Annotated in this window: 20 protein-coding genes and 1 pseudogene; 14 read left to right on the top strand and 7 right to left on the bottom strand. The window is 57.4% G+C overall.

Translation table 11 applies throughout. The features are described from left to right. Positions 1-387: a hypothetical protein gene (locus DESPR_RS18600; RefSeq protein WP_169701634.1), complete on the top strand. Its 387-nt coding sequence runs from the start codon at positions 1-3 to the stop codon at positions 385-387. 285 nt (positions 388-672) lie between these two features. Here the strand turns inward: DESPR_RS18600 and glgP are convergent, their stop codons facing one another. Next, a complete protein-coding gene (gene glgP, locus DESPR_RS14035; RefSeq protein WP_015725454.1) occupies positions 673-2,868 on the bottom strand; it encodes an alpha-glucan family phosphorylase in 2,196 nt (731 codons plus the stop codon). 187 nt (positions 2,869-3,055) lie between these two features. Here glgP and pal point away from each other — a divergent pair, with 187 nt between their 5' ends. The 7 genes from pal (at position 3,056) to rlmB (ending at position 7,995) form a co-directional block, all read left to right on the top strand. Then, entirely contained in the window at positions 3,056-3,568 is a 513-nt protein-coding gene (gene pal, locus DESPR_RS14030; RefSeq protein WP_015725453.1) for a peptidoglycan-associated lipoprotein Pal, read from the top strand. Between the two features lie 144 nt (positions 3,569-3,712). After that, positions 3,713-4,234, top strand: a complete 522-nt coding sequence (locus tag DESPR_RS14025) for an OmpH/Skp family outer membrane protein (RefSeq protein ID WP_043770145.1) — start codon at positions 3,713-3,715, stop codon at positions 4,232-4,234. A gap of 39 nt (positions 4,235-4,273) precedes the next feature. Next, positions 4,274-5,275, top strand: coding sequence for a D-glycero-beta-D-manno-heptose-7-phosphate kinase (gene rfaE1 / locus DESPR_RS14020; RefSeq protein WP_015725451.1), 1,002 nt, complete (start codon positions 4,274-4,276; stop codon positions 5,273-5,275). A gap of 59 nt (positions 5,276-5,334) precedes the next feature. Next, positions 5,335-6,216: a YicC/YloC family endoribonuclease gene (locus DESPR_RS14015; RefSeq protein WP_015725450.1), complete on the top strand. Its 882-nt coding sequence runs from the start codon at positions 5,335-5,337 to the stop codon at positions 6,214-6,216. A gap of 63 nt (positions 6,217-6,279) precedes the next feature. Then, positions 6,280-6,585 (top strand): DUF370 domain-containing protein, encoded by a 306-nt coding sequence (locus DESPR_RS14010; protein ID WP_015725449.1) that lies wholly within the window; start codon positions 6,280-6,282, stop codon positions 6,583-6,585. Next, positions 6,578-7,186, top strand: coding sequence for a guanylate kinase (gmk, locus tag DESPR_RS14005; protein ID WP_015725448.1), 609 nt, complete (start codon positions 6,578-6,580; stop codon positions 7,184-7,186). The genes DESPR_RS14010 and gmk overlap by 8 nt, the downstream gene beginning before the upstream one ends. After that, positions 7,174-7,995 (top strand): 23S rRNA (guanosine(2251)-2'-O)-methyltransferase RlmB, encoded by an 822-nt coding sequence (gene rlmB / locus DESPR_RS14000; RefSeq protein ID WP_169701633.1) that lies wholly within the window; start codon positions 7,174-7,176, stop codon positions 7,993-7,995. Before gmk ends, rlmB begins: the two co-directional genes overlap by 13 nt. A gap of 55 nt (positions 7,996-8,050) precedes the next feature. Here rlmB and rpsA read toward each other — a convergent pair whose 3' ends face one another. From rpsA to DESPR_RS13975, 5 genes are all read right to left on the bottom strand, one after another. Further along, on the bottom strand, positions 8,051-9,217 hold the full coding sequence (rpsA, locus tag DESPR_RS13995) for a 30S ribosomal protein S1 (protein WP_043770143.1): 1,167 nt from the start codon (positions 9,215-9,217) through the stop codon (positions 8,051-8,053). An 85-nt stretch (positions 9,218-9,302) separates the two neighbouring features. Next, the gene (locus DESPR_RS18050) at positions 9,303-9,821 is read right to left on the bottom strand and encodes a YfcE family phosphodiesterase (RefSeq protein ID WP_015725445.1); all 519 of its coding nucleotides are present in this window, start codon (positions 9,819-9,821) and stop codon (positions 9,303-9,305) included. 179 nt (positions 9,822-10,000) lie between these two features. Next, complete coding sequence (locus DESPR_RS13985; protein ID WP_015725444.1) at positions 10,001-10,726, bottom strand: LolA family protein; 726 nt, start codon at positions 10,724-10,726, stop codon at positions 10,001-10,003. Next, positions 10,719-11,507 carry a glutamate racemase gene (gene murI / locus DESPR_RS13980; RefSeq protein ID WP_015725443.1) on the bottom strand — a complete coding sequence of 263 codons (789 nt, stop codon included), beginning with the start codon at positions 11,505-11,507 and terminating at the stop codon, positions 10,719-10,721. The genes DESPR_RS13985 and murI overlap by 8 nt, the downstream gene beginning before the upstream one ends. 213 nt (positions 11,508-11,720) lie before the next feature. Then, positions 11,721-12,164, bottom strand: coding sequence for a Ros/MucR family transcriptional regulator (locus DESPR_RS13975; protein WP_015725442.1), 444 nt, complete (start codon positions 12,162-12,164; stop codon positions 11,721-11,723). Between the two features lie 413 nt (positions 12,165-12,577). Here DESPR_RS13975 and DESPR_RS13970 point away from each other — a divergent pair, with 413 nt between their 5' ends. Further along, a complete protein-coding gene (locus tag DESPR_RS13970) occupies positions 12,578-12,817 on the top strand; it encodes an FmdB family zinc ribbon protein (RefSeq protein WP_245529460.1) in 240 nt (79 codons plus the stop codon). Positions 12,818-12,897: 80 nt separating this feature from the next. On the opposite strand, the gene queA is transcribed toward DESPR_RS13970, so the two are convergent. Continuing rightward, positions 12,898-14,001 carry a tRNA preQ1(34) S-adenosylmethionine ribosyltransferase-isomerase QueA gene (gene queA, locus DESPR_RS13965; RefSeq protein ID WP_015725440.1) on the bottom strand — a complete coding sequence of 368 codons (1,104 nt, stop codon included), beginning with the start codon at positions 13,999-14,001 and terminating at the stop codon, positions 12,898-12,900. A gap of 204 nt (positions 14,002-14,205) precedes the next feature. On the opposite strand from queA, the gene mqnB reads away from it, so the two are divergent. From mqnB to DESPR_RS13945, 5 genes and pseudogenes are all read left to right on the top strand, one after another. Further along, positions 14,206-14,865 (top strand): futalosine hydrolase, encoded by a 660-nt coding sequence (gene mqnB, locus DESPR_RS13960; RefSeq protein WP_015725439.1) that lies wholly within the window; start codon positions 14,206-14,208, stop codon positions 14,863-14,865. Beyond that, positions 14,858-15,697 (top strand): 1,4-dihydroxy-6-naphtoate synthase, encoded by an 840-nt coding sequence (locus DESPR_RS13955; RefSeq protein ID WP_015725438.1) that lies wholly within the window; start codon positions 14,858-14,860, stop codon positions 15,695-15,697. Before mqnB ends, DESPR_RS13955 begins: the two co-directional genes overlap by 8 nt. Further along, positions 15,679-16,161 (top strand): annotated as a pseudogene (locus DESPR_RS19085) (molybdenum cofactor guanylyltransferase); the annotation flags it as partial. The gene DESPR_RS13955 and the pseudogene DESPR_RS19085, both read left to right, overlap by 19 nt. A gap of 168 nt (positions 16,162-16,329) precedes the next feature. Then, positions 16,330-17,679, top strand: a complete 1,350-nt coding sequence (gdhA, locus tag DESPR_RS13950) for an NADP-specific glutamate dehydrogenase (RefSeq protein WP_043771427.1) — start codon at positions 16,330-16,332, stop codon at positions 17,677-17,679. Between the two features lie 15 nt (positions 17,680-17,694). Further along, a complete protein-coding gene (locus DESPR_RS13945) occupies positions 17,695-18,432 on the top strand; it encodes an arginyltransferase (protein WP_015725436.1) in 738 nt (245 codons plus the stop codon). Positions 18,433-18,469 lie beyond the last annotated feature (37 nt).

The raw sequence follows: 18,469 nt of genomic DNA, 5'->3' as shown, positions 1-18,469 counted from the left end.
ATGATTGATCAGATCCTCGATGATGAATTGGGTGAGAAAAAGGCTGATGACGTTGGGGTCGGGGGTCAGGTTCCGGATGGGAGCGATCTTAAACTGCATGTCGAACTCTTCCATATCGCTCAACTGTTGCAACTGTTTGGCCATGACTTCTTGGATGGCATGCACGGAATTGGTCTCAATGATGTGCAAATCCAGCAATCTTTGGACGAGGGCGACAGCCAGTTCGGCAGCCATTTCTCGGGATTTCTTGAGCATGAACTGCCGTTCCCGCTCTCTTTTGCGGTCGATGGCGTCAATGGTTTTATTGGTGGAATTGCTCGGGTTAATATGACGGGCCATGGGGTTGCTCCTTTCTTCGTCGCTGTTGGTCTCTCAATGATATCGTAGTGCGGCTGCCACCCTCCTGTCGTGCATCGTGACAATGACGATCAGCCGCTGGTTCATCTTGGGGGCAAAAATAGACGATGTATCCGCTGCATGGGAAAAAGCTGACCGGCAAGGAAACATCTCGAAACGCCTCTTGATAGGCATGCCCTGTCAAAGGGCGCCAATCCCGGAAAGATGAGTGTTCTTATACTGTACCTCACAGTGATAAGCACTGCTTTTGTACAGAAAAAGTCCCCTGGGCGGCCCGTTAGCGTTCTTTTTGCGAAAAGGGGGAGGGCCGGTCGCTCATTGCTCGGGCCGGTCGCTTTGATACAACTGGCGAAATCGATCAATGGTCGCGGCCAATGGCGGCACGAGTTGCAGGGCGTATTGGGTGACGTATTCAGCCGCCATCCGATGGGTATTGAAAATGGGAATATTGAGTCGCAAGTTGTTCAGTGCGCGGGTGAGATAGGATTCGGGATCGGTATAAAATGTCTCCAGTACCGTGGGCAGCAGATCGTAAAACGCGGCCGCATCCTCGGTGTACAGCAGGGATTCCGGGTCCTCGCTGAGATCGGCATCGTCAACCGGCCCTTCATAGCCGAATTTCCACCCGGTTTGCCCCTCATGATAGCCCTCCACCCACCAACCGTCCATGATACTGATGTTCGGCACGCCATTCATGGCGGCTTTCATGCCGCTGGTGCCGCTGGCCTCGAGCGGTCGCTTGGGGCTGTTGAGCCAGGCGTGAACGCCGGCGACCATCATTTTGGCCACACGCATGTCGTAGCCGGGAATAAAGACGAGTTTTCCCAGACCGTTGCTCCGTTTGTACAGTTCTTCTTGATTGTCGAGAATCAACTTGAGCACATATTTTCCCGGCTCATCCGCAGGGTGAGCCTTGCCAGCGAAAATGAAGTTGACCGGCCAGTTGTTCTTGATGAGGATATCGGACAGCCGGCCGATATCGTCGAAGATAAGATCTGCCCGTTTATAGGTGGAAAATCGCCGAGCAAAACCGAAGGTGAACACCCCCGGCTTGAGCCATTCGGTTTCAGGAAGACCGGAGAGATGATTGGGAGGATCGATCCACGTTTCGATCATCTGCTCGCGGTGGCGTTTCAACATGTTGTTCACATAACCGATGAGTAACTGGTTGTCCTTGGCCCAGGCGTTTTGTAACAGTTTTGCCAACAACGGCAGATCCTGTTCGGCAATGGCGGAAAAGCAGCTGGGATCGTTGCGCCAGTCGCGCAGGGAAGGGATGCGGTTGAAACAGTTAATACGGTTGTCACTGATCCAGGTCAGATGGTGAACGCCGTTGGTGATGGCTTTGATTTTCTGGGCGAAGGCTGGAAATTGCTTTTTGGTGACGTCGCGATGCAATCGGCTGACGCTGTTGATGGCCCGGTTGATCCGCATTGCCATGGCGGTGAAGTTGTATTCGTGAGCGATGTCTTCGTCGTGGGCAAGCAGGTTGAGTATCCGCTGAAAGGCCTTATGGCTGATCCCCGAATAGAGATCGCGGGAAAATCGGTCGTGTCCGGCTTTGACCGGGGTATGAATGGTATACACAATTTTGCGGGAGACCTGTGCTGCCGCGGCAAGAATGTCGGCATCGGTCATGGTGTCGGGAAAAGCGTCGCCGAGTTTTTCCTGGAGTTCCCGAAGGATCAGGTGCAGGGTCACCGTCACTCCATGCTGTTCGTTGAGATGGATGGTGTCCGTTGCCATGCCGAGCGTTTCCAGTAGGGGCAGGATGGCAGACCCGAGCATGCGGCGTTGATTGGCCTTGATCATGGTGGACTTCGCATTGTACAGCTGATGGGCCGACTCAACCACCCAGGGCGGGGCATCGGGGAGACTGTAATCCAGCAAGAACTCGGGAACAAAATAGTCGAGCTGGTCGGCGATTTCCATTTTCATCCAGACTTGGGCCTTGACCATCGACGGCCTGTGCTGGCCATTATAGAAGGGGATGTCGATGGTCAGTGGCTGATCCGGTGCTTGGGGATCGCGCAGCAGGAACAGGGTGGGCGTGGCTTCGGGCGTCCACCGGGTGGCATGGTCGATTTGCCCAACCTTGGAGTCGACGATCTGGGAAAAGTACCCTTCGCGGTAGAGGAGGCTGATAGCCAGAACGGGCAGGTGCAGATCGGCAAAACTTTTCAGGGTGTCACCGGCAAGGACCCCGAGACCGCCACTGTAGTTGGGGATTTTGCGCGGTCCATGGAGATATTTACGCAGCAGGGCTTGCCGTTGCGGATTGGGACTGTCGATGATTCCCTTTTGTTCCAGAAAATCTCTCAATGGATGAAATACATCCGGATCGGCGCCTATTTCCATGGAAACATAGGCGACCGCGCTGCGATCGGGCTTGGTCAGGTTGCGCCACACGGTGTCAAACACCTGTTGGGGGACACCGAAAAATGTTCCGAAGCGATTGGAGCAGACAAGACTCTCTACGGTATCCGTTGAGGCGGGTTGGTGTACGATCATGTGAGTAATACTTTTTCTCAGAAAAAAAGGGAGAAGGACATCGGCAAAATCTCACAGAATGTAGAGAGGCTCATGGGCTTTTGCAAGGAATTTTATTTTTCGGGAAAAAATAGTTGTTTTTCTTAGTTGGCGAAGTAAATTGTCGAAACGTGCATTTGTTTATTTTTTATTGATATGGGAGGGAGAAATGAGCAGTAAAAAAATGTTGAATTTCGTTATGTTGGCTTTCCTTGCCCTTGGCGTCAGCCTGACAGGCTGCAGCAAGAAGGCTGCGGACACCACGTCACAGGTGACTGGCACCGAGGGGGCAGGTGCGTCGGAGCCTCTGGAGACGGAAGATTCCGGCATCATGGAAGGGCGGACATCGGGCCCGATGGTGCCAGTCTATTTCGAATTTGACAGCTCCAGCATCACCGGTGAGCAGGTACAGCGAATCGAGACCAACGCCGACTTCATCAAAAAGAACCCTGATCTGAAAATTAGAATCGAGGGGAACTGCGATCCCCGTGGCACGCAGGAGTACAATATTGCGTTGGGTGAGCGGCGTGCCCAGAGTGCCAAGACCTACCTGATTAACCTTGGCGTCAATTCCAACCAGCTGACCACGGTTAGTTTTGGGGAGGAAAAGTTGTTGCTGTTCGGCCATGATGAAATCTCCTGGGCGCAGAATCGGCGCGACGATTTCGTTATTGTAAAATAGCATGTTGTATTGATTGGTGAACAGCCGGGTATGGGCAGCAGCCCTTACCCGGTTTTTATATTCTGGTTCATCCATTCCTCGCGACCGTGAAGCAGTCGCGTTTCCGGGATCAAGACAAAGTTAGGAGAAGAAAGAGTGAAGCGTATGAAAAAGACGGTTGGCTACATCGGTTGCGTGGTCGTTATGGCGATATCTCTGGTGTGTGGCGATGTCGTGGCCGCAGACACCAAAATTGGTGTGATCGACATGAAACAGGTGCTTTCTTCCTCGACCGCAGGAAAACGAGCACAAGGAATCATCGAGCAGAAGATGAAGTCCCTGCAGGCTTCCTTTAAAAACGATGAGACGGCGCTGATCAACATGCAGAAGGAAATGGAGAAGAAGGGTTCTGCGTGGAGTGACAGTGTCAAGCAGGAGAAAGCGGCGGAATTTCAGAAAAAGAGACGTGACTTGGCGGTCAAGCAGGACGAAGCGAACCAGGAGTTGAAAAAACTGCGCGAGCAGCATGTCAATCCTATTCTCAAGAAACTGGAAGAGATTGTCGGCAAGGTGGCTGATGATGGAGGCTACACAGTGGTGCTGCCGCGGAATGTCGTCCTCTTTTCCGCTGATTCGGTCGACATTTCCGCTGATGTTGTGTCAGAATTGAACAAGGTGATGAAGTAGGCGCTGGTCGCTCTTCATCATTCCTTTTTCGACATCAGAATGTCCATCCACGTATTGTCAGGAGCGCTTGACCGGTTTGCCAAGGCCAGAGTTTTGGTGATCGGTGACATCATCATCGATCATTTTCTCTGGGGAACCGCCACGCGCATATCGCCAGAGGCCCCGGTTCCGGTTGTCAATGTGCAACGGGAGAACCTATTGCTGGGTGGGGGAGCCAACGTGTTGCGCAATATCGTTTCCCTGGGCGGAAGCGGCGCGCTGTGCGGATTAATCGGCGATGATTCCATGGGACACAAGGCCATCGAGCTGGTCGGCCAGCTCGGAGTGCCCACGGATGGATTGGTCGTGGGGCAGCGTCCCACCACAGTGAAGACCCGGGTCGTTGCCCAAGGACAGCAAGTAGTCCGATTTGATCGTGAACAGACTGGAGTGCCTTCAAAAAAATCACTGGAGGCCCTGTTGCACTATCTTGAAACCAATGTGCACAGCTTTGATGCTGTCGTGGTTTCGGATTACGCCAAAGGGGTGGTCAGCGAGCACCTCATGATCCGCCTGCACCAGTTGCTCCATGCAGTTCGCCATCGGGACAAACGACCGCTCCCCTTGATCGTCGATCCGAAACCTGCCAATGCGCACTGTTTTGTTGGCGCCACCGTCATCACTCCCAACCACCACGAAGCGATGCAGATGGCCGGAATGCGGATCGATGATCAGAAGAGTCTGTTTGCCGCTGCCCGGCAGATTCGAGATGATCTTGGCTGTGAAGCGGTCCTGGTCACCAGGGGCGAGGCCGGCATGGCCTTGTTGCAAGGCGAGGATGAGCTGGTGACCATCCCGACCATGGCCAAGGAAGTCTACGATGTGACTGGAGCCGGAGACACGGTGGCCGCGACGCTGGCACTCGGGCTTGCTGCCGGCTGCGCGATGGGTGAGGCGGCTGCGCTTGCAAATCACGCCGCCGGTATCGTGGTCGGCAAGATAGGTACGGCTTGCGTCACGACCGCCGAGTTGCGCGAGGCGCTGCAAAAGGATTGCGCGTAGCCCCGAGCTTCTTTAGGGGAAGTGGTTACGGGGCAGTTTTATCGCCAGGAGAACAAGCAATGCGACCACGAAGCATGACCGGATTTGGTCGGGGGGAAGCCTCCGAGGGAGGACGGACCTGGGTGGCTGAAGTCCGTACTGTCAACCACCGTTTTCTTGACCAACGAGTTGTTCTTCCACGGCTGTTTGCCGCCTTGGAGGAACCGGTCAAGAAAAAGGTCGCCTCCATGCTTGATCGAGGGCGGGTTGATATCACCTTCAGCCTGCACGGCATCTCACCGGCGGAACCGCACCTGGTGGTCAATGACAGCGTAGCCCGCCAGTACCATCGCTGCTTGCAGCAACTGGTCGAGGACTACCGGATCGATGCCGAGATCAGCTTGCGTGACATGCTAACCTTGCGGGATGTCGTTAGTCTGGAGGAGCAACATCCTGACATGGATGCGGAGTGGGCACTGATCAGCGCTGCCCTGGAGGCCGCTCTCCATGATTGTGACACCATGCGCGAACAAGAGGGGCAAGCACTCGCACGTGATCTGCTTGGCAGGCTGGCCAGGTTCGAATCGATCGTTCGTCAGATCGACAACCGCATTCCAGAGCTCCTCCGGCAACGCCAGCAGGAACTCCGCCTCCGGGTGGCCAAGCTGCTGGAGGGCCTTGATCTCGATCCCCTGCGTTTGGCCCAGGAAGCTGCGATCATGGCCGACAAAAGTGACGTGACCGAGGAAATTACGCGGCTTGGCAGCCACATGGCCCAATTTCGCGCCTACCTGGTCAGCGATGAGCCGGTTGGCCGTCGACTCGATTTTCTCCTCCAGGAATTCTTGCGCGAAGTGAACACCCTCTCCTCAAAGATCGCCAATGCCGGTATTGCCCATCTGGCGGTGGAAATGAAAAACGAGATCGAAAAATTGCGCGAGCAGGTGCAGAATATCGAGTGAATGCGCCGATCTCCGCGCTGTGCAGCGTTGGTTCTCCTCTCCCTCTTACTCTTGATGAAATGTATGGACAGCAGGTTGCTCAATATCGGCTTTGGCAATGCCGTTAAGGTTAGCCGCATTCTGGCGGTGGTCAATCCTGGCTCTTCGCCCATCCGCAAGTTGAAGGAAGAGGCCAGGGCGGAAAAAAAGCTGATCGACGTCACCGAAGGACGACGTACCCGCGCCATCATCCTGCTCGATTCCGGCCATCTCATTCTTTCCTCGGTGCAACCAGAAACGATCAGTCAGCGACTGCTGGCCATTGATCAGGAATACCGCAACCCCACCCATCTACTGGCCAAGGGCAAAGAGGAGGACGCCGATGCATGACTGCCTGTTACTTGTGCTTTCCGCCCCTTCCGGCTGCGGCAAGACCACCATCGTCAACCGGGTGATGCGGGAGCTGCCTGGACTGGTCTTCTCCGTCTCCCACACCACTCGTCCCCCCCGCCCTGGCGAACACGAGGGCATACACTATCATTTCGTCGACCAGAATACCTTCGCCGCCATTCGCAACCAGCAACCCACAGGCTTTCTTGAATGGGCGGAGGTCCATGGCAACCTTTACGGTACCAGTGTAGCCGAGGTGGAGCGACATCAGCGGGCAGGGTTGGATGTGCTCTTGGATATTGACGTTCAGGGGGCGGCGCAGGTGTGCCAAAGAACCAATCCCGTGACGGTGTTCATTGCTCCGCCGACCCTTGCCGATTTGGAGCAGCGATTGCGAGGACGGGGCACGGAAGACGAGGCGACGCTGGCTGTTCGCCTGAACAATGCCCGCAAGGAATTGGCCTGTGTCAACGCCTATGACTATCTGATTGTCAATGACCGGCTTGACGAGGCGGTGGAGAGCCTGCGCAGCATCATCATCGCCGAGCGCTGTCGGCGGCGGCGGACCTCCTCTGGGCAACCGATGTCGTGGTCAACCTGATGGAGTGCAAGCGGCGAGAATCAACGGTCACCAAACCAGCGCGACCGTTTGCTTCAGATGAACCTTCCGAGGATCTCCTGTGGGGATTCAACGCGGTTTGGGAGACCCTCCAGCAGGAAGGATGTGGCGGAATCAGTGAAATTCTGGTGCAAAAGGGCAAAGCCGGTCCGCGTCTGCAGCAGATCATCGACCATGCGAAAAGCCATGCGATCGCGGTTCGCTTTGTTGATGGCGCCAGGATGGGGGTGCCGAAAAATTGCCGACATCAGGGGGTGGTGGCGCGGCAGAGCGAAGCCCGTCTTCTGTCGCTGGAGGATCTGCTGGCCGGGATCACGGACGAAGAACAAACAACTCAGGCACGCATCCTGGTGCTTGACTCTCTGCAGGACCCGCGCAACGTGGGTTCGATTCTGCGTTCCGCCCTGGCCGCGGGGTTTTCCCGGGTGATCCTCACCAGGGAACGCAGCGTGCCCCTCACCGGCACCGTCGCCCGCACCTCGGCCGGCGCCGTGTCCCATCTGCGGTTATGCCAGGTCGTCAATTTGGTCGATGCCCTCAACAGGTTGAAGGAGCAAGGATTCTGGATTTTCGGCGCGATAGCCGAAGCGAATGCCGCTCCGATCTACACCACTGATTTTTCAGGGCCGATCTGCCTGGTCATTGGCAGCGAAGGCAAGGGCATACGGCCACTGGTACGGAAGCAATGCGATGTGCTGGTGACGATTCCCATGCAGGCTTCGTTCAACTCGCTGAACGCCTCGGTGGCTGCGGCCGTCATCATGTTTGAGATCGCCCGCCGTTCCCTGTGAGATCGTCCGTCCCGCATCAGGACACCACGATGTTGCCCTGATGCGGGAGTCTTTGCTATTTTTTCCTTTTGTTCATCTGCGACTTCAATAAGTCGCCCAAGGTGCCCATGGAGGGGGACTCCTTGGCGGCGGGTGGAGGTGTGTACTTTTCCCGCTCCGGCTGCTCACTGGCGGTGTAATCTTCAGGAGCGAGGGCAATGCGCTTTTGCTCTCTGTCGATGGACTCGATTTTTACGGTCAGTTCCTGGCCGGCTTCCAACACCTCGCGAGGATGATGAATCCGCCGCCCCCCCCCGAGTTTGGAGATGTGCAACAGGCCGTCAATCCCCGGTTCCAGGGTGACGAAGGCCCCGAATGCGGCGAGCCGTGAAACCTTTCCTTGGTGGACCGAGCCGATGGGATACTGGGTCAACGCCTTGTTCCAGGGATCTTCCGTGGTTTCACGCAGACTGAGCGAGATGCGATCCTTGTCCCAATCCAGCCGTTTGATGATCACCTCGACCTGCTGGCCGCGTTGGAGGACATCTTCGACCTTGTCGGTTTGCCCCCAGGCAAGTTCGGAAAGGGGGATGAGCCCGTCGATGCCGCCAATGTCAACAAAGGCGCCAAATTCGCGGATGGAGGTGACCTCACCGCTTACCTGCATGCCTTCGTTGAGTCGCGCTTTCAGCGCCTCGCGCTCCTGCTGGCGTTTTTCCTCCTGAACTGCTCGGGCCGACAGGATAATGTTCCTTCCCTGGCTGCCGTACTCGATGATCTTGAAGGTCATGATTTTTTCAAGATATTCTTCGGCATTTTCTACCTTGCGGATATCCATCTGCGAGTAGGGACAAAAGCCGCGCTGTCCGGCAACGGTCACCGAGAACCCACCCTTGACTTCTCCTGTCACCTTACCTTCAACCGGGATGCCCGACTGAAAAGCCTCTTCCAGTTCCCGCGAGCCGGTCTGACCGGAACCAAGACGGGTGGTGAAGACCAATTCGCCGCCACGGGCGGCCAGGAAGAAAACATCGATCCGGTCACCGGGGGCTATGGTCAGTTCTCCTTGGTCGTTGCGCAGTTCTGAGGCATGGAGCACGCCCTCGCTCTTACCGCCGACGTCAAGGAAGATGTTATCGCCGCTGATGCCTACAACGGCAGCCTCCACCCGCCCTCCCGGCTGGAGGGTTGAACGGGCTACGGTGTTCGCCTGGAAAAGATCTGCAAAAGTTTCGTCACTCATGGTTCTCTGCTGTCTCGATAAAATTAACCGGCAGGCCCCCCGATGGGGCGCAGCCAGCGCCGCGATCACATCCGTGCGGGATGGATCAACTGTCAATCAACATCTGGGTTCCAACTGCGAGCCGTTGCACCGTCTTGTGTTCGGTATCGACCAAGGCGAACGTGGGAGCAGCGTCTTTTCCGAGAAGTTCTCCTGGGTTAACCAGCAGGCAGTCACCGATCTGCTCGGAATGAAAAAGATGGTCGTGACCATAACAGACAAGATCGAAATGTCCAGAACAGGCCAGCTCACGGGCGAATGCGGGATAGTGATGGCAGGCGATGCGCAACGCGGGCAAACAGATGGTTCCATGATGACACCCATGGTGATGCAGGTTGCCAAAGATTGCGCCGCAGCGTGTAGCGATCAGATGCTGGTCGCCGATATTGTTGCCGTAAACAAGATGAACCGGGCCTTGAAAAGCGTGCAGATAGGGCAGCATGAAGGAAGAAATCAAATCCCCGCAGTGCAGCAGCAGTTCCGCCCGATGTTGATTGGCCATTTGAACAGCCCTGTGCAGGTTGGCAATGTGATCATGACTGTCGGAGAGAACGGCAATGCGCATGCAGAATGATCGAATCGGTGGCGAGATTAACCTATGGCTGGCGAAGACCGCGAACGAGCTAGGAAAGTCGGGGTATGATTTGATCGCTCTTCTTTACCCTGCTTACCGATTGGGAGCAATGTCTTTTCCCGACGCGGTGGGAAAATCGGTGAGCACAAATCAGACCGCGGATTTGCCCTTTACTGGCGAATGATTTCCGTGCCGGGCGCCAGATCCAGCTGGAGCAGGGATCGAACCAGGCGGGGGTCATTGGCGGGCAGGGTATTGAACCGTACCTGACTGAAGGTCAGTTCTGTGAGCGCACCGAAATGGTCTTCCATCAGTAGCCGGTGCAACGTATGGTCCGCGTTCAGCCAGAGCTGAATTCGCTTGACCTGGGGATGCGGTTCCCGGGGGATGAGCAGGACGGCGTCCAGGGCGGCTGGCGGTGTGTTGAGCAGGAACAATGCGTCCGCGGCAGAGACGGCAAATTCATCGAGCAAGCCTTTGGTGCCGGTGAAAATGGCGTAAGTGATGTCGGATTCCAAATCCTGCACCGGTGAGACAAGCAGCTGTTTATCCTGCGGCGTGTAGACAGAAAGCTCCTTGCCGTCATTGATGATGATCTGGGCGATTGGTTCGCTATAGTTCCAACGCATAATCCCCGCGCCGTCCGAGGTTGTCTTGGCGGAACGGTAAAACGTGGCGTGACCGCTCCCCTGCTTGATCCGGCCACCGGTCTGGGTCGTCTGGGCAAAATCGAATTCCAGGCTGCGCAATTGCTGATACTTTTTCTGCACTTGGAGAACACGAGTTGCGGGGGAGACGGTGTCTGCGGATGGTGGAGCGGCCTTCGCCCTGTTGGGAAGCGCGGCTGTCACTGTCAGCAGCAACACGATGACGAGAAGACGGAGCAAATTAGACATCGGTTTTCTCCAACCGGACAGTCCGGCCGAATATTTTGCTGGCGAGGGCATGCACCGGAGAAGGAATATCGGAAACAAAGAAACGGCTCGGGGTGTCCGGGGCGTAGAGTGACTGGCGAAGGTCGTGGTCACTGTCCAGAAGAGTTTTCAAGTGCAGCGCGACCTCGACTGAGGAATCGATAATATGCACCCGCCGGCCGATGCGCGGGGCAATGGTCTTTTTCAGCAAGGGATAATGGGTGCAGCCAAGGATCAAGGTGTCGATTTGTTTGTCGCGCAGCGGGTGGAGATATTTTTTGACGATCATTTTGGTTTCGCGCCGCTCCAGCCATCCCTCCTCGACCAGCGGGACCAGCAGCGGGCAGGCTTGGCTGTAGACCTTGCAGTCCGGTCGGGCCGCCTGGAGGCGTTGTTCATACAGTCCGGAATTGATGGTGGCCCGGGTACCGATCACCCCGATGCGGCCATTGACGCTCTCCCCGGCCGCACGATCCACGGCAGGGAAGATCACGTCGATGATCAATTGGTGGTAGTGGCTGCGCAAGAAGGAAGAGGCCGTGCTCGCGGCCGAGTTGCAGGCGATGACGATCAGTTTGGCGCCCTGCCGGAGGAGAAAGTCGGTATTGCGGTGCGAGTATTCGGTGATCATTGCCGGACTCTTTGAGCCGTAGGGGGTCCGTGCGAGATCGCCGAGATAGACCAGGGGAAAACCCGGGCAGAACTGTTCAATGGCGCGGGCAACGGTCATACCGCCGACACCGGAATCAAAGATGCCGATCATGGGAATGCAGGAACAGGGTAAACGAAAGAGTGCAAGGCGAGGCGACAAACACGAAGCGTGCGGGAGGAAAGAAAAAATGTCATCCTGGGCACGGGTGCGAATGAACGTCTATGGATACGCCCGAAAACCATGCGGTTGCGACGAAATGGGTGGTGGTCGTGTCGAGAGGACCACCACACCGAATGCTCCGCATGCTATTGAACAAACAGAAAATTATTTTTTCTTTGCTGAATCTTTGGTGCGCATTTCAATGGCCTTGCGAAGATTATCCGGTAAGCCCCGTTCTTTGCCCGATTGTGAACGTTTTTCCGACAACGCCTTGGCGCACAACGGTTGCCGAGCGGAAAATCCATGTTTTTTGCGATACTCCTTGGAATTGAGACCGTGCGACTTCAGATGCTTTGGCGAAAGCATCTTGAATTCCTGTCCGCATTCCAGGCAGATAATTTTATTCTTCTGGATGGACTTTTTCGGGTCTATAGCAGGATTGATTTCTTCAGGTTCAGCTTCAATGCCGACGGATTCGGATTCTTGAAGTGCTTTAAGGGTTTGAAATGTATCGTTAAGCGCCGCCTTTATTTCTTCTGTTGACATTTGTTTGCTGCTGATTTGCGATTGAATGATTTCGGCGGTCATTTCAACGAGAGATTTACTCATTGGTGTCTCCTGAGTAATGAATGTAATGGGATACAGGTGGTTTCTTTTAAAATTACTCTAATAATAGGGCAGGTGGTAGCGCAATGCAATTGTTTTATTCCGATGGATCGAAAAAGAGTCAATCAGCCACCCGTCGCGGTCCGGAAATTATTGATTGATCAAAAAAGAGTATTTGTATGTCGAGAAAGAGGATTTTTTTGTTGGCAGGCCAAGGTGTTGATTTTCGCGTCGCGATGTGGGAGCGGCCAAGAATGGGCGAGCGACAGGAGTTGACAGGGGGGGCGGGAATCATTATTTTTGCCCCTGTTTACAGCTACGCTCATTCTTCCCCCCTTACTATATAGATAGCGTTGAGAGGTCGTGTTATGCCAGTGTATGAGTATGAATGCAATGGATGTCAAAAAGTATTTGAAATGCAGCAACGTATCGCCGATGCACCGATCACGGTTTGCCCCGAGTGCGGCGGGGAGGTCCGCAAGCTGATCTCCATGAGTTCCTTTCAGTTGAAAGGCGGCGGGTGGTATACCGACGGCTATAGCGCCTGTTCCAGCGGCAAAGAAACCAAAGGAGGAGGCGCGGCCAGCGCCGAAAGTGGCGGTGCCTCCTGCCCCGCCAGTGGAGGGGGGTGTTGCCATTGCCCCGCGGCTCATTAATTGCTTGATACACATGCGTTTGCTCAACCCGGCTTCAAGCCGGGTTTTTTATTGGGAGGGCGGCAGGGGCGGTTCGATGCTCAAGGCTTGGTGACAATAGCCATGGCGTCGCCATAGGAAAAAAAACGGTAGGAGGAGGCGATAGCTTCCTTGTAGGCGGCGAGAATCCGTTGTCGGCCGGCCAGGGCGGAAACTAAAAAGAGCAGCGATGATTTCGGCAGGTGAAAGTTGGTGATCAGGTTGTCGATCACTCGAAATTGGAATCCAGGATAAATGAAGAGGTCGCACTCGCTTGCCCCCGGCTGAACCTGTCCGTGTTGATCGGCAGCAAACTCCAGGCTGCGGACCGTGGTGGTGCCCACTGCCCAAATTCTGCCGCCCGCCGCCTTGGTTTGATTGACCTTGGCCGCGGTTGCCGCCGGTATTTCCACCCATTCCCGATGGATGCGATGCTCCCGGATGTCTTCGCTGCGCACCGGCGCGAAGGTGCCGTAGCCGACATGGAGCACAAGCGGCGCAATGTCCACCCTCTTTGCCCTGATCTGGGCAAGCAGCGCATCGCTGAAATGCAGGCCGGCGGTGGGCGCGGCCACAGAACCGACTTGGCTGGCATAGCGGGTCTGGTAGCGATGGAGATCCTCCTCGACATTGCCGTTTGGCCGATCGATATAGGGTGGCAGCGGCATCTGGCCATGGCGTTCCAACAGGTCCTGGAGTGATTGGCCGGGTGCGGGCCGATACCGCAGGGTAACCTCAGCCTTGCCATCGCCCAGCAAGGCGTCAACCCGGGCGTGAAATTGTTCGTCAAACAGCAGCGACCCGCCGACCTTGGGGCGTTTGGAACTCTTGAGCAGCGCGGTGGCCGTGGCCTCGTGCCATGAGGACGTCGGATCGGTCGTGGTGGGCGAATGGGGAAAGTTGAGCAGAAAGAGTTCCACCTTGCCGCCGGTTTCCTTCCTGCCCAGCAAGCGGGCGGGAAAGACCTTGGTGCTGTTGATGACCAGCAGGTCGGAGGGCCGGAGATGGTCGACAATGTCGGCAAACCGCCGGTGAACGAGTTCAGGGACGTTGGTGTCGAGAACTAGCAGCCGGGAATGATCACGTTGGGGTTCGGGGAACTGGGCAATGCGCTCCGGCGGCAGGTCGTAGTCGTACGCATCCAGCCGGTGATGAAAGTCGATCATGGGGACAGCAGCAGGGAGAGAAACACGGTGATTATCTTGCAAAGGCCGCTAACCTACTTTACATTGCACAAAAAGTCTCGGTCTATTCGCCGATGGCCACAGGAAAATCTCTGACAGCTGGAGGCCAAGCGAACAGCCGGTATCCACAGTCCATGTCCGATAGGTCCACTTCCTTTCCGCACAATAATCGTCTCCGCTTCTTGCATGCTCCTCGTCACCGCCGCAACGTCCTTTGAAATGGAGGCTTTTGCCACTGTTTGCCCCGCCTCCGGGGGATGGTCGCCCCTGATCACCGGCATTGGTCCGGTGGAAACAGCCATGCATTTGACCGCCGTGCTAGCCTGTCCGACCGTTTCCTTTCGCGCGATAGTGAATTTCGGAGTCGCCGGAGCCTATTGCCGGGAAGCGGGAGGCGCGGCCCTGCTGGATATCTGCCTGGCGGAGCGTGAGATTCTCGGCGATCTCGGCGTCTGTTACGGAGAAATGACGGAGCCGCTCCGAGGCGAGGGCCTAACGATCCACGATGCGTTTGAGCTCGACAGCGATTTGCTTGCGCAGGCCGCGACGGCGCTCACCTCCGCCAAGGTTCCATTCCATCGCGGAACCTTTGTCACCGTCAGTTGCGTCAGCGGTTCACGCCGGCGCGGCACGATGCTCGCCCGGCAGCACCAGGCGCTTTGTGAAAACATGGAAGGCGCGGCCGCGGCCCGGGTCTGCCAGCGGTTTAGCCTGCCGCTGCTTGAACTGCGATGCATCTCCAATCTGGTCGAAGACCGTAATCTCCAACAATGGCGACTGCGCGACGCCTGTGTCCGGTGCGGCGAGGTGGCCGCGCTGGTGATCAAAGGACTGCAACATGACTGAACAACACGCCCTGTCCCTGGGGTTTTCTCCCTGTCCCAACGATACCTATATTTTCAATGGCTTGGTGCATGGCAGGGTGCCGCTTTCCGGTGCGCGTTTCGCCCAACCAGTGCTGGAGGATGTGGAAACGCTCAACCAGTGGGCCATCGAGGGCCGCCTGGATGTGAGCAAGATCTCCTTTCATGCCCTGGGGCACGTGCTTGACCGCTACGCGCTGCTTCATGCCGGCGCGGCGTTGGGCCGTGGCTGCGGTCCCCTGCTGATCGCAGCCGGCGATCGTGACACCCCTCCGGACATCGCGGCATGGAAGATTGCCATACCTGGCGCCTACACCACGGCCGCCTTGCTGCTGCGGCTTTACCGTCCAGACTGCCGTCAGTTGGTGGTGATGCGTTTTGACCGGATCATGGAGGCCATCTGCCGGGGTGAGGTCGATGCCGGGGTGATCATCCATGAAAGCCGCTTTACCTACCAGCCGCTCGGATTGCGCTGCATTCAGGATCTTGGCCAATGGTGGGAGGAGACCACCGGGCTGCCCATCCCTTTGGGCTGCATTGTCGCCAAAAGAACCCTGCAACCGGCCGTGCGGACCGCCGTTGAGAGCGCCATCGCCGCCAGCATCCGTTGGGCGGATTCCCACCCGGATGAAGGGTGGGAGTACATCAAGATCCATGCCCAGGAAATGGCTCCGGAGGTGATCAACAGCCATATCGGTCTCTATGTCAATGCGTTCTCCCGCGATCTTGGCGACAGTGGCCTCCGGGCCGTGCGCGAATTGCTGCGTCGCGGCGCTGCCGCCGGACTTTTTGCCGAATGCGCGCATCGGACATGATGTCCATCCGCGAACATGGGCGGACGCCTGTCTGGGGCTGTGTGCTCATCGGCGGCAAGAGCAGCCGCATGGGGACGCCCAAGCATCTGCTTGAAACGGCAGGAAGGACATGGATCGAGCGAACCGTGGCCGTCCTGCGGGGTCGAGTGGAACAGGTGGTGATCGCCGGAGCCGGCGCCTTGCCCGCCGCGCTTGCCGAGATGATCCGGGTGGACGATGTTCCCGGGTTGGCGGGCCCGTTGGCGGGGATTCTTGCCGCCTTTCGCGCCTTCCCCGACGTCTCCTGGCTGGTGGTGGCCTGCGATCTGCCCGACATGGGGGAGGAGGCCCTGCAGTGGTTGCTCGACTGCCGGCAGCCGGGGGTGGTCGCGGTCATGCCGGACCTGGCGGGGAATGGCCGGGTCGAACCGCTCTTGGCCTATTATGACCAGTCCTGCCGGCCGCTGCTGGAAGCGATGGCCGCAAGCAACCAGCGACGGATCAATCAACTGCGCTCGGCGCCCGGCGTAGCAACCCCCCGGCCACCGGAGCATCTGCGTCCCTCGTGGCGCAATGTCAACACGCCCCGGGATCTTGGCACCGCCGATAGCTCCATTGGTCGCGGATCCGCGGAAGCGAAACAGAAACCAGCTGTGGACGAGGTGTTGGCCACCATCCTGCGGCGCGATCCCGAACAACGGGAGTTCCACCAGGCGGTCGGCGAATTGCTGGCGACGATCAGGCCGGTGCTTGATCGTCATCCCGAGTACCGGCGGCACGCCGTGGTGGAACGGCTGGTTGAGCCGGAGCGGATGATCATGTTCCGCGTGCCCTGGATGGACGATCAAGGGGCGATTCACGTCAACCGTGGCTACCGGGTGGAAATGAACTCGGCCATCGGTCCTTACAAGGGCGGCCTACGCTTTCACCCCTCGGTCAACCTGTCGATCATCAAATTTCTCGCCTTTGAACAGGTGTTCAAGAACAGCCTCACCACCCTGGCCATGGGCGGGGCCAAGGGGGGCGCTGATTTTGATCCCAAAGGGCGCTCCGATGCCGAGATCATGCGCTTCTGCCAGGCCTTCATGGCCGAACTGTTCCGCCACATCGGCGAGGATACCGACGTGCCGGCGGGCGATATCGGCGTTGGGGCCCGAGAGATCGGCTACCTGTTCGGCATGTATAAAAAATTGCAAAACAAGTTCACCGGGGTGCTGACCGGCAAGGGGCTGGCATGGGGCGGCAGCCTGATCCGGCCCGAGGCCACGGGCTACGGGGTGGTCTATTTCACCGCAGCCATGCTCGCCCACCGGGGCGAGACCTTGGCCGGCAAGCGGTGCCTGGTGTCGGGCTCGGGCAACGTGGCCCAGTTCGTTGCCGAGAAAATTGTGCAAATGGGGGGCACGGTGCTGAGCCTGTCCGATTCCTCTGGCCATATCTACGATGAAGAGGGCATCGATGCGAGCAAGCTGGAGTTCATCAAGACGCTGAAGAACATCCACCGGGGGCGTATTGGGGAGTACAGCGAGCGCTATCCGCATGCCCTTTACGTGGCGGCGAACCCAACCCTGGGTTGGAACCCGTTGTGGCGGTACCCGGCTGATTGCGCTTTGCCGGCGGCAACCCAGAACGAGCTCAATCTTGCCGATGCCCAACATCTGGCCGCCGCTGGTGTGCGGTTGGTCTGCGAAGGGGCGAACATGCCTTCAACACCTGAGGCCATCGCCTTTTTTCGCGACCAGGGCATCCTCTTTGGTCCGGCCAAGGCGGCCAATGCCGGCGGTGTGGCGGTGTCCGGCCTGGAGATGGCCCAGGATGCGATGCGCATCAGCTGGTCGCGGGAAGAGGTGGAGGGCCGGCTGCGGGCCATCATGCACACCATTCATCGAACCTGCCTGGAGGCGGCCGCGGCCTATGGCCTGGAAGGAGACTATCTGGCCGGCGCGAATATTGCCGGTTTTGTCAAGGTGGCCGATGCCATGCTTGATCAGGGACTGGTGTGAGGAGAGGAATCCAGAATGACCGGTCGAAACGATAGGCAGGACGATATCCCGCCGAGCCTTGCCAGAGAGTTGCGGCAATTCTTCATCCACACCGCCGCCGACTGCCCGTATGGCATGGGCACCAAGGCGGTGTACCACCAGGCGATCCTTGCCCCGATCGACGATGCCACCATGGGCGATTTTTTGGCCTACGGGTACCGCCGCAACGGCAACTGCATGTACAACATGCACTGTCCGGAATGCAGGCAGTGTGTGCCCATTCGCATCCGTCCGGACCGGCTTTGTCCCAACCGCAACCAGCGGCGGGTGTGGAAAAAGAATCAGGATGTGGCGGTGGAGATCGCCCCCCTGACCATGTCCAAGGAAAACCTGGCGCTGTTGCAGCGCTTTCTCTCTACCCGCTTTCCCGAAGGGCGGAGCAGCGCCGACAGCTATTATACCGGCTTTTTTATCACTACCATCAGCCGCTGTTTCGAGATCCGCTACCGAGTGGGTACACAACTGCTGGGGGTGGCGGTGGTCGATGCGGCGCCCGCCTGGCTCAACGCGGTTTATTTCTATTTCGATCCGCAGCAAGGATGGCGCAGCCCAGGCACCTTGAACATCCTGACCCTCAATCACATCTGCGCCACCCGCGGCATTGATTATTTGTATCTTGGCTACTGGATCGACGGCCACGCCGGCATGGGCTACAAGCAGGCCTTTCGGCCCCATGAACTGTTGATCGACGGCAGGTGGCGGGAGCAGGGTTGAGGAACGGCTGTGCTCCGCACGGCGGGGGCAGGGTATG

It is taken from the genome of Desulfobulbus propionicus DSM 2032 (assembly GCF_000186885.1).
Classification (GTDB): domain Bacteria; phylum Desulfobacterota; class Desulfobulbia; order Desulfobulbales; family Desulfobulbaceae; genus Desulfobulbus; species Desulfobulbus propionicus.
The sequence above is the reverse complement of the archived record's forward strand: the minus strand, read 5'-3'. Positions and strand labels throughout refer to the sequence as shown.

Coding starts and splice junctions, on each gene's coding strand:
- DESPR_RS18600 (WP_169701634.1), top strand. CDS start 1: ATGATTGATCAGATCCTCGATGATGAATTGGGTGAGAAAAAGGCTGAT.
- glgP (WP_015725454.1), bottom strand. CDS start 2,868: ATGATCGTACACCAACCCGCCTCAACGGATACCGTAGAGAGTCTTGTC.
- pal (WP_015725453.1), top strand. CDS start 3,056: ATGAGCAGTAAAAAAATGTTGAATTTCGTTATGTTGGCTTTCCTTGCC.
- DESPR_RS14025 (WP_043770145.1), top strand. CDS start 3,713: ATGAAAAAGACGGTTGGCTACATCGGTTGCGTGGTCGTTATGGCGATA.
- rfaE1 (WP_015725451.1), top strand. CDS start 4,274: ATGTCCATCCACGTATTGTCAGGAGCGCTTGACCGGTTTGCCAAGGCC.
- DESPR_RS14015 (WP_015725450.1), top strand. CDS start 5,335: ATGCGACCACGAAGCATGACCGGATTTGGTCGGGGGGAAGCCTCCGAG.
- DESPR_RS14010 (WP_015725449.1), top strand. CDS start 6,280: ATGGACAGCAGGTTGCTCAATATCGGCTTTGGCAATGCCGTTAAGGTT.
- gmk (WP_015725448.1), top strand. CDS start 6,578: ATGCATGACTGCCTGTTACTTGTGCTTTCCGCCCCTTCCGGCTGCGGC.
- rpsA (WP_043770143.1), bottom strand. CDS start 9,217: ATGAGTGACGAAACTTTTGCAGATCTTTTCCAGGCGAACACCGTAGCC.
- DESPR_RS18050 (WP_015725445.1), bottom strand. CDS start 9,821: ATGCGCATTGCCGTTCTCTCCGACAGTCATGATCACATTGCCAACCTG.
- DESPR_RS13985 (WP_015725444.1), bottom strand. CDS start 10,726: ATGTCTAATTTGCTCCGTCTTCTCGTCATCGTGTTGCTGCTGACAGTG.
- murI (WP_015725443.1), bottom strand. CDS start 11,507: ATGATCGGCATCTTTGATTCCGGTGTCGGCGGTATGACCGTTGCCCGC.
- DESPR_RS13975 (WP_015725442.1), bottom strand. CDS start 12,164: ATGAGTAAATCTCTCGTTGAAATGACCGCCGAAATCATTCAATCGCAA.
- DESPR_RS13970 (WP_245529460.1), top strand. CDS start 12,578: ATGCAGCAACGTATCGCCGATGCACCGATCACGGTTTGCCCCGAGTGC.
- queA (WP_015725440.1), bottom strand. CDS start 14,001: ATGATCGACTTTCATCACCGGCTGGATGCGTACGACTACGACCTGCCG.
- mqnB (WP_015725439.1), top strand. CDS start 14,206: ATGCTCCTCGTCACCGCCGCAACGTCCTTTGAAATGGAGGCTTTTGCC.
- DESPR_RS13955 (WP_015725438.1), top strand. CDS start 14,858: ATGACTGAACAACACGCCCTGTCCCTGGGGTTTTCTCCCTGTCCCAAC.
- DESPR_RS13945 (WP_015725436.1), top strand. CDS start 17,695: ATGACCGGTCGAAACGATAGGCAGGACGATATCCCGCCGAGCCTTGCC.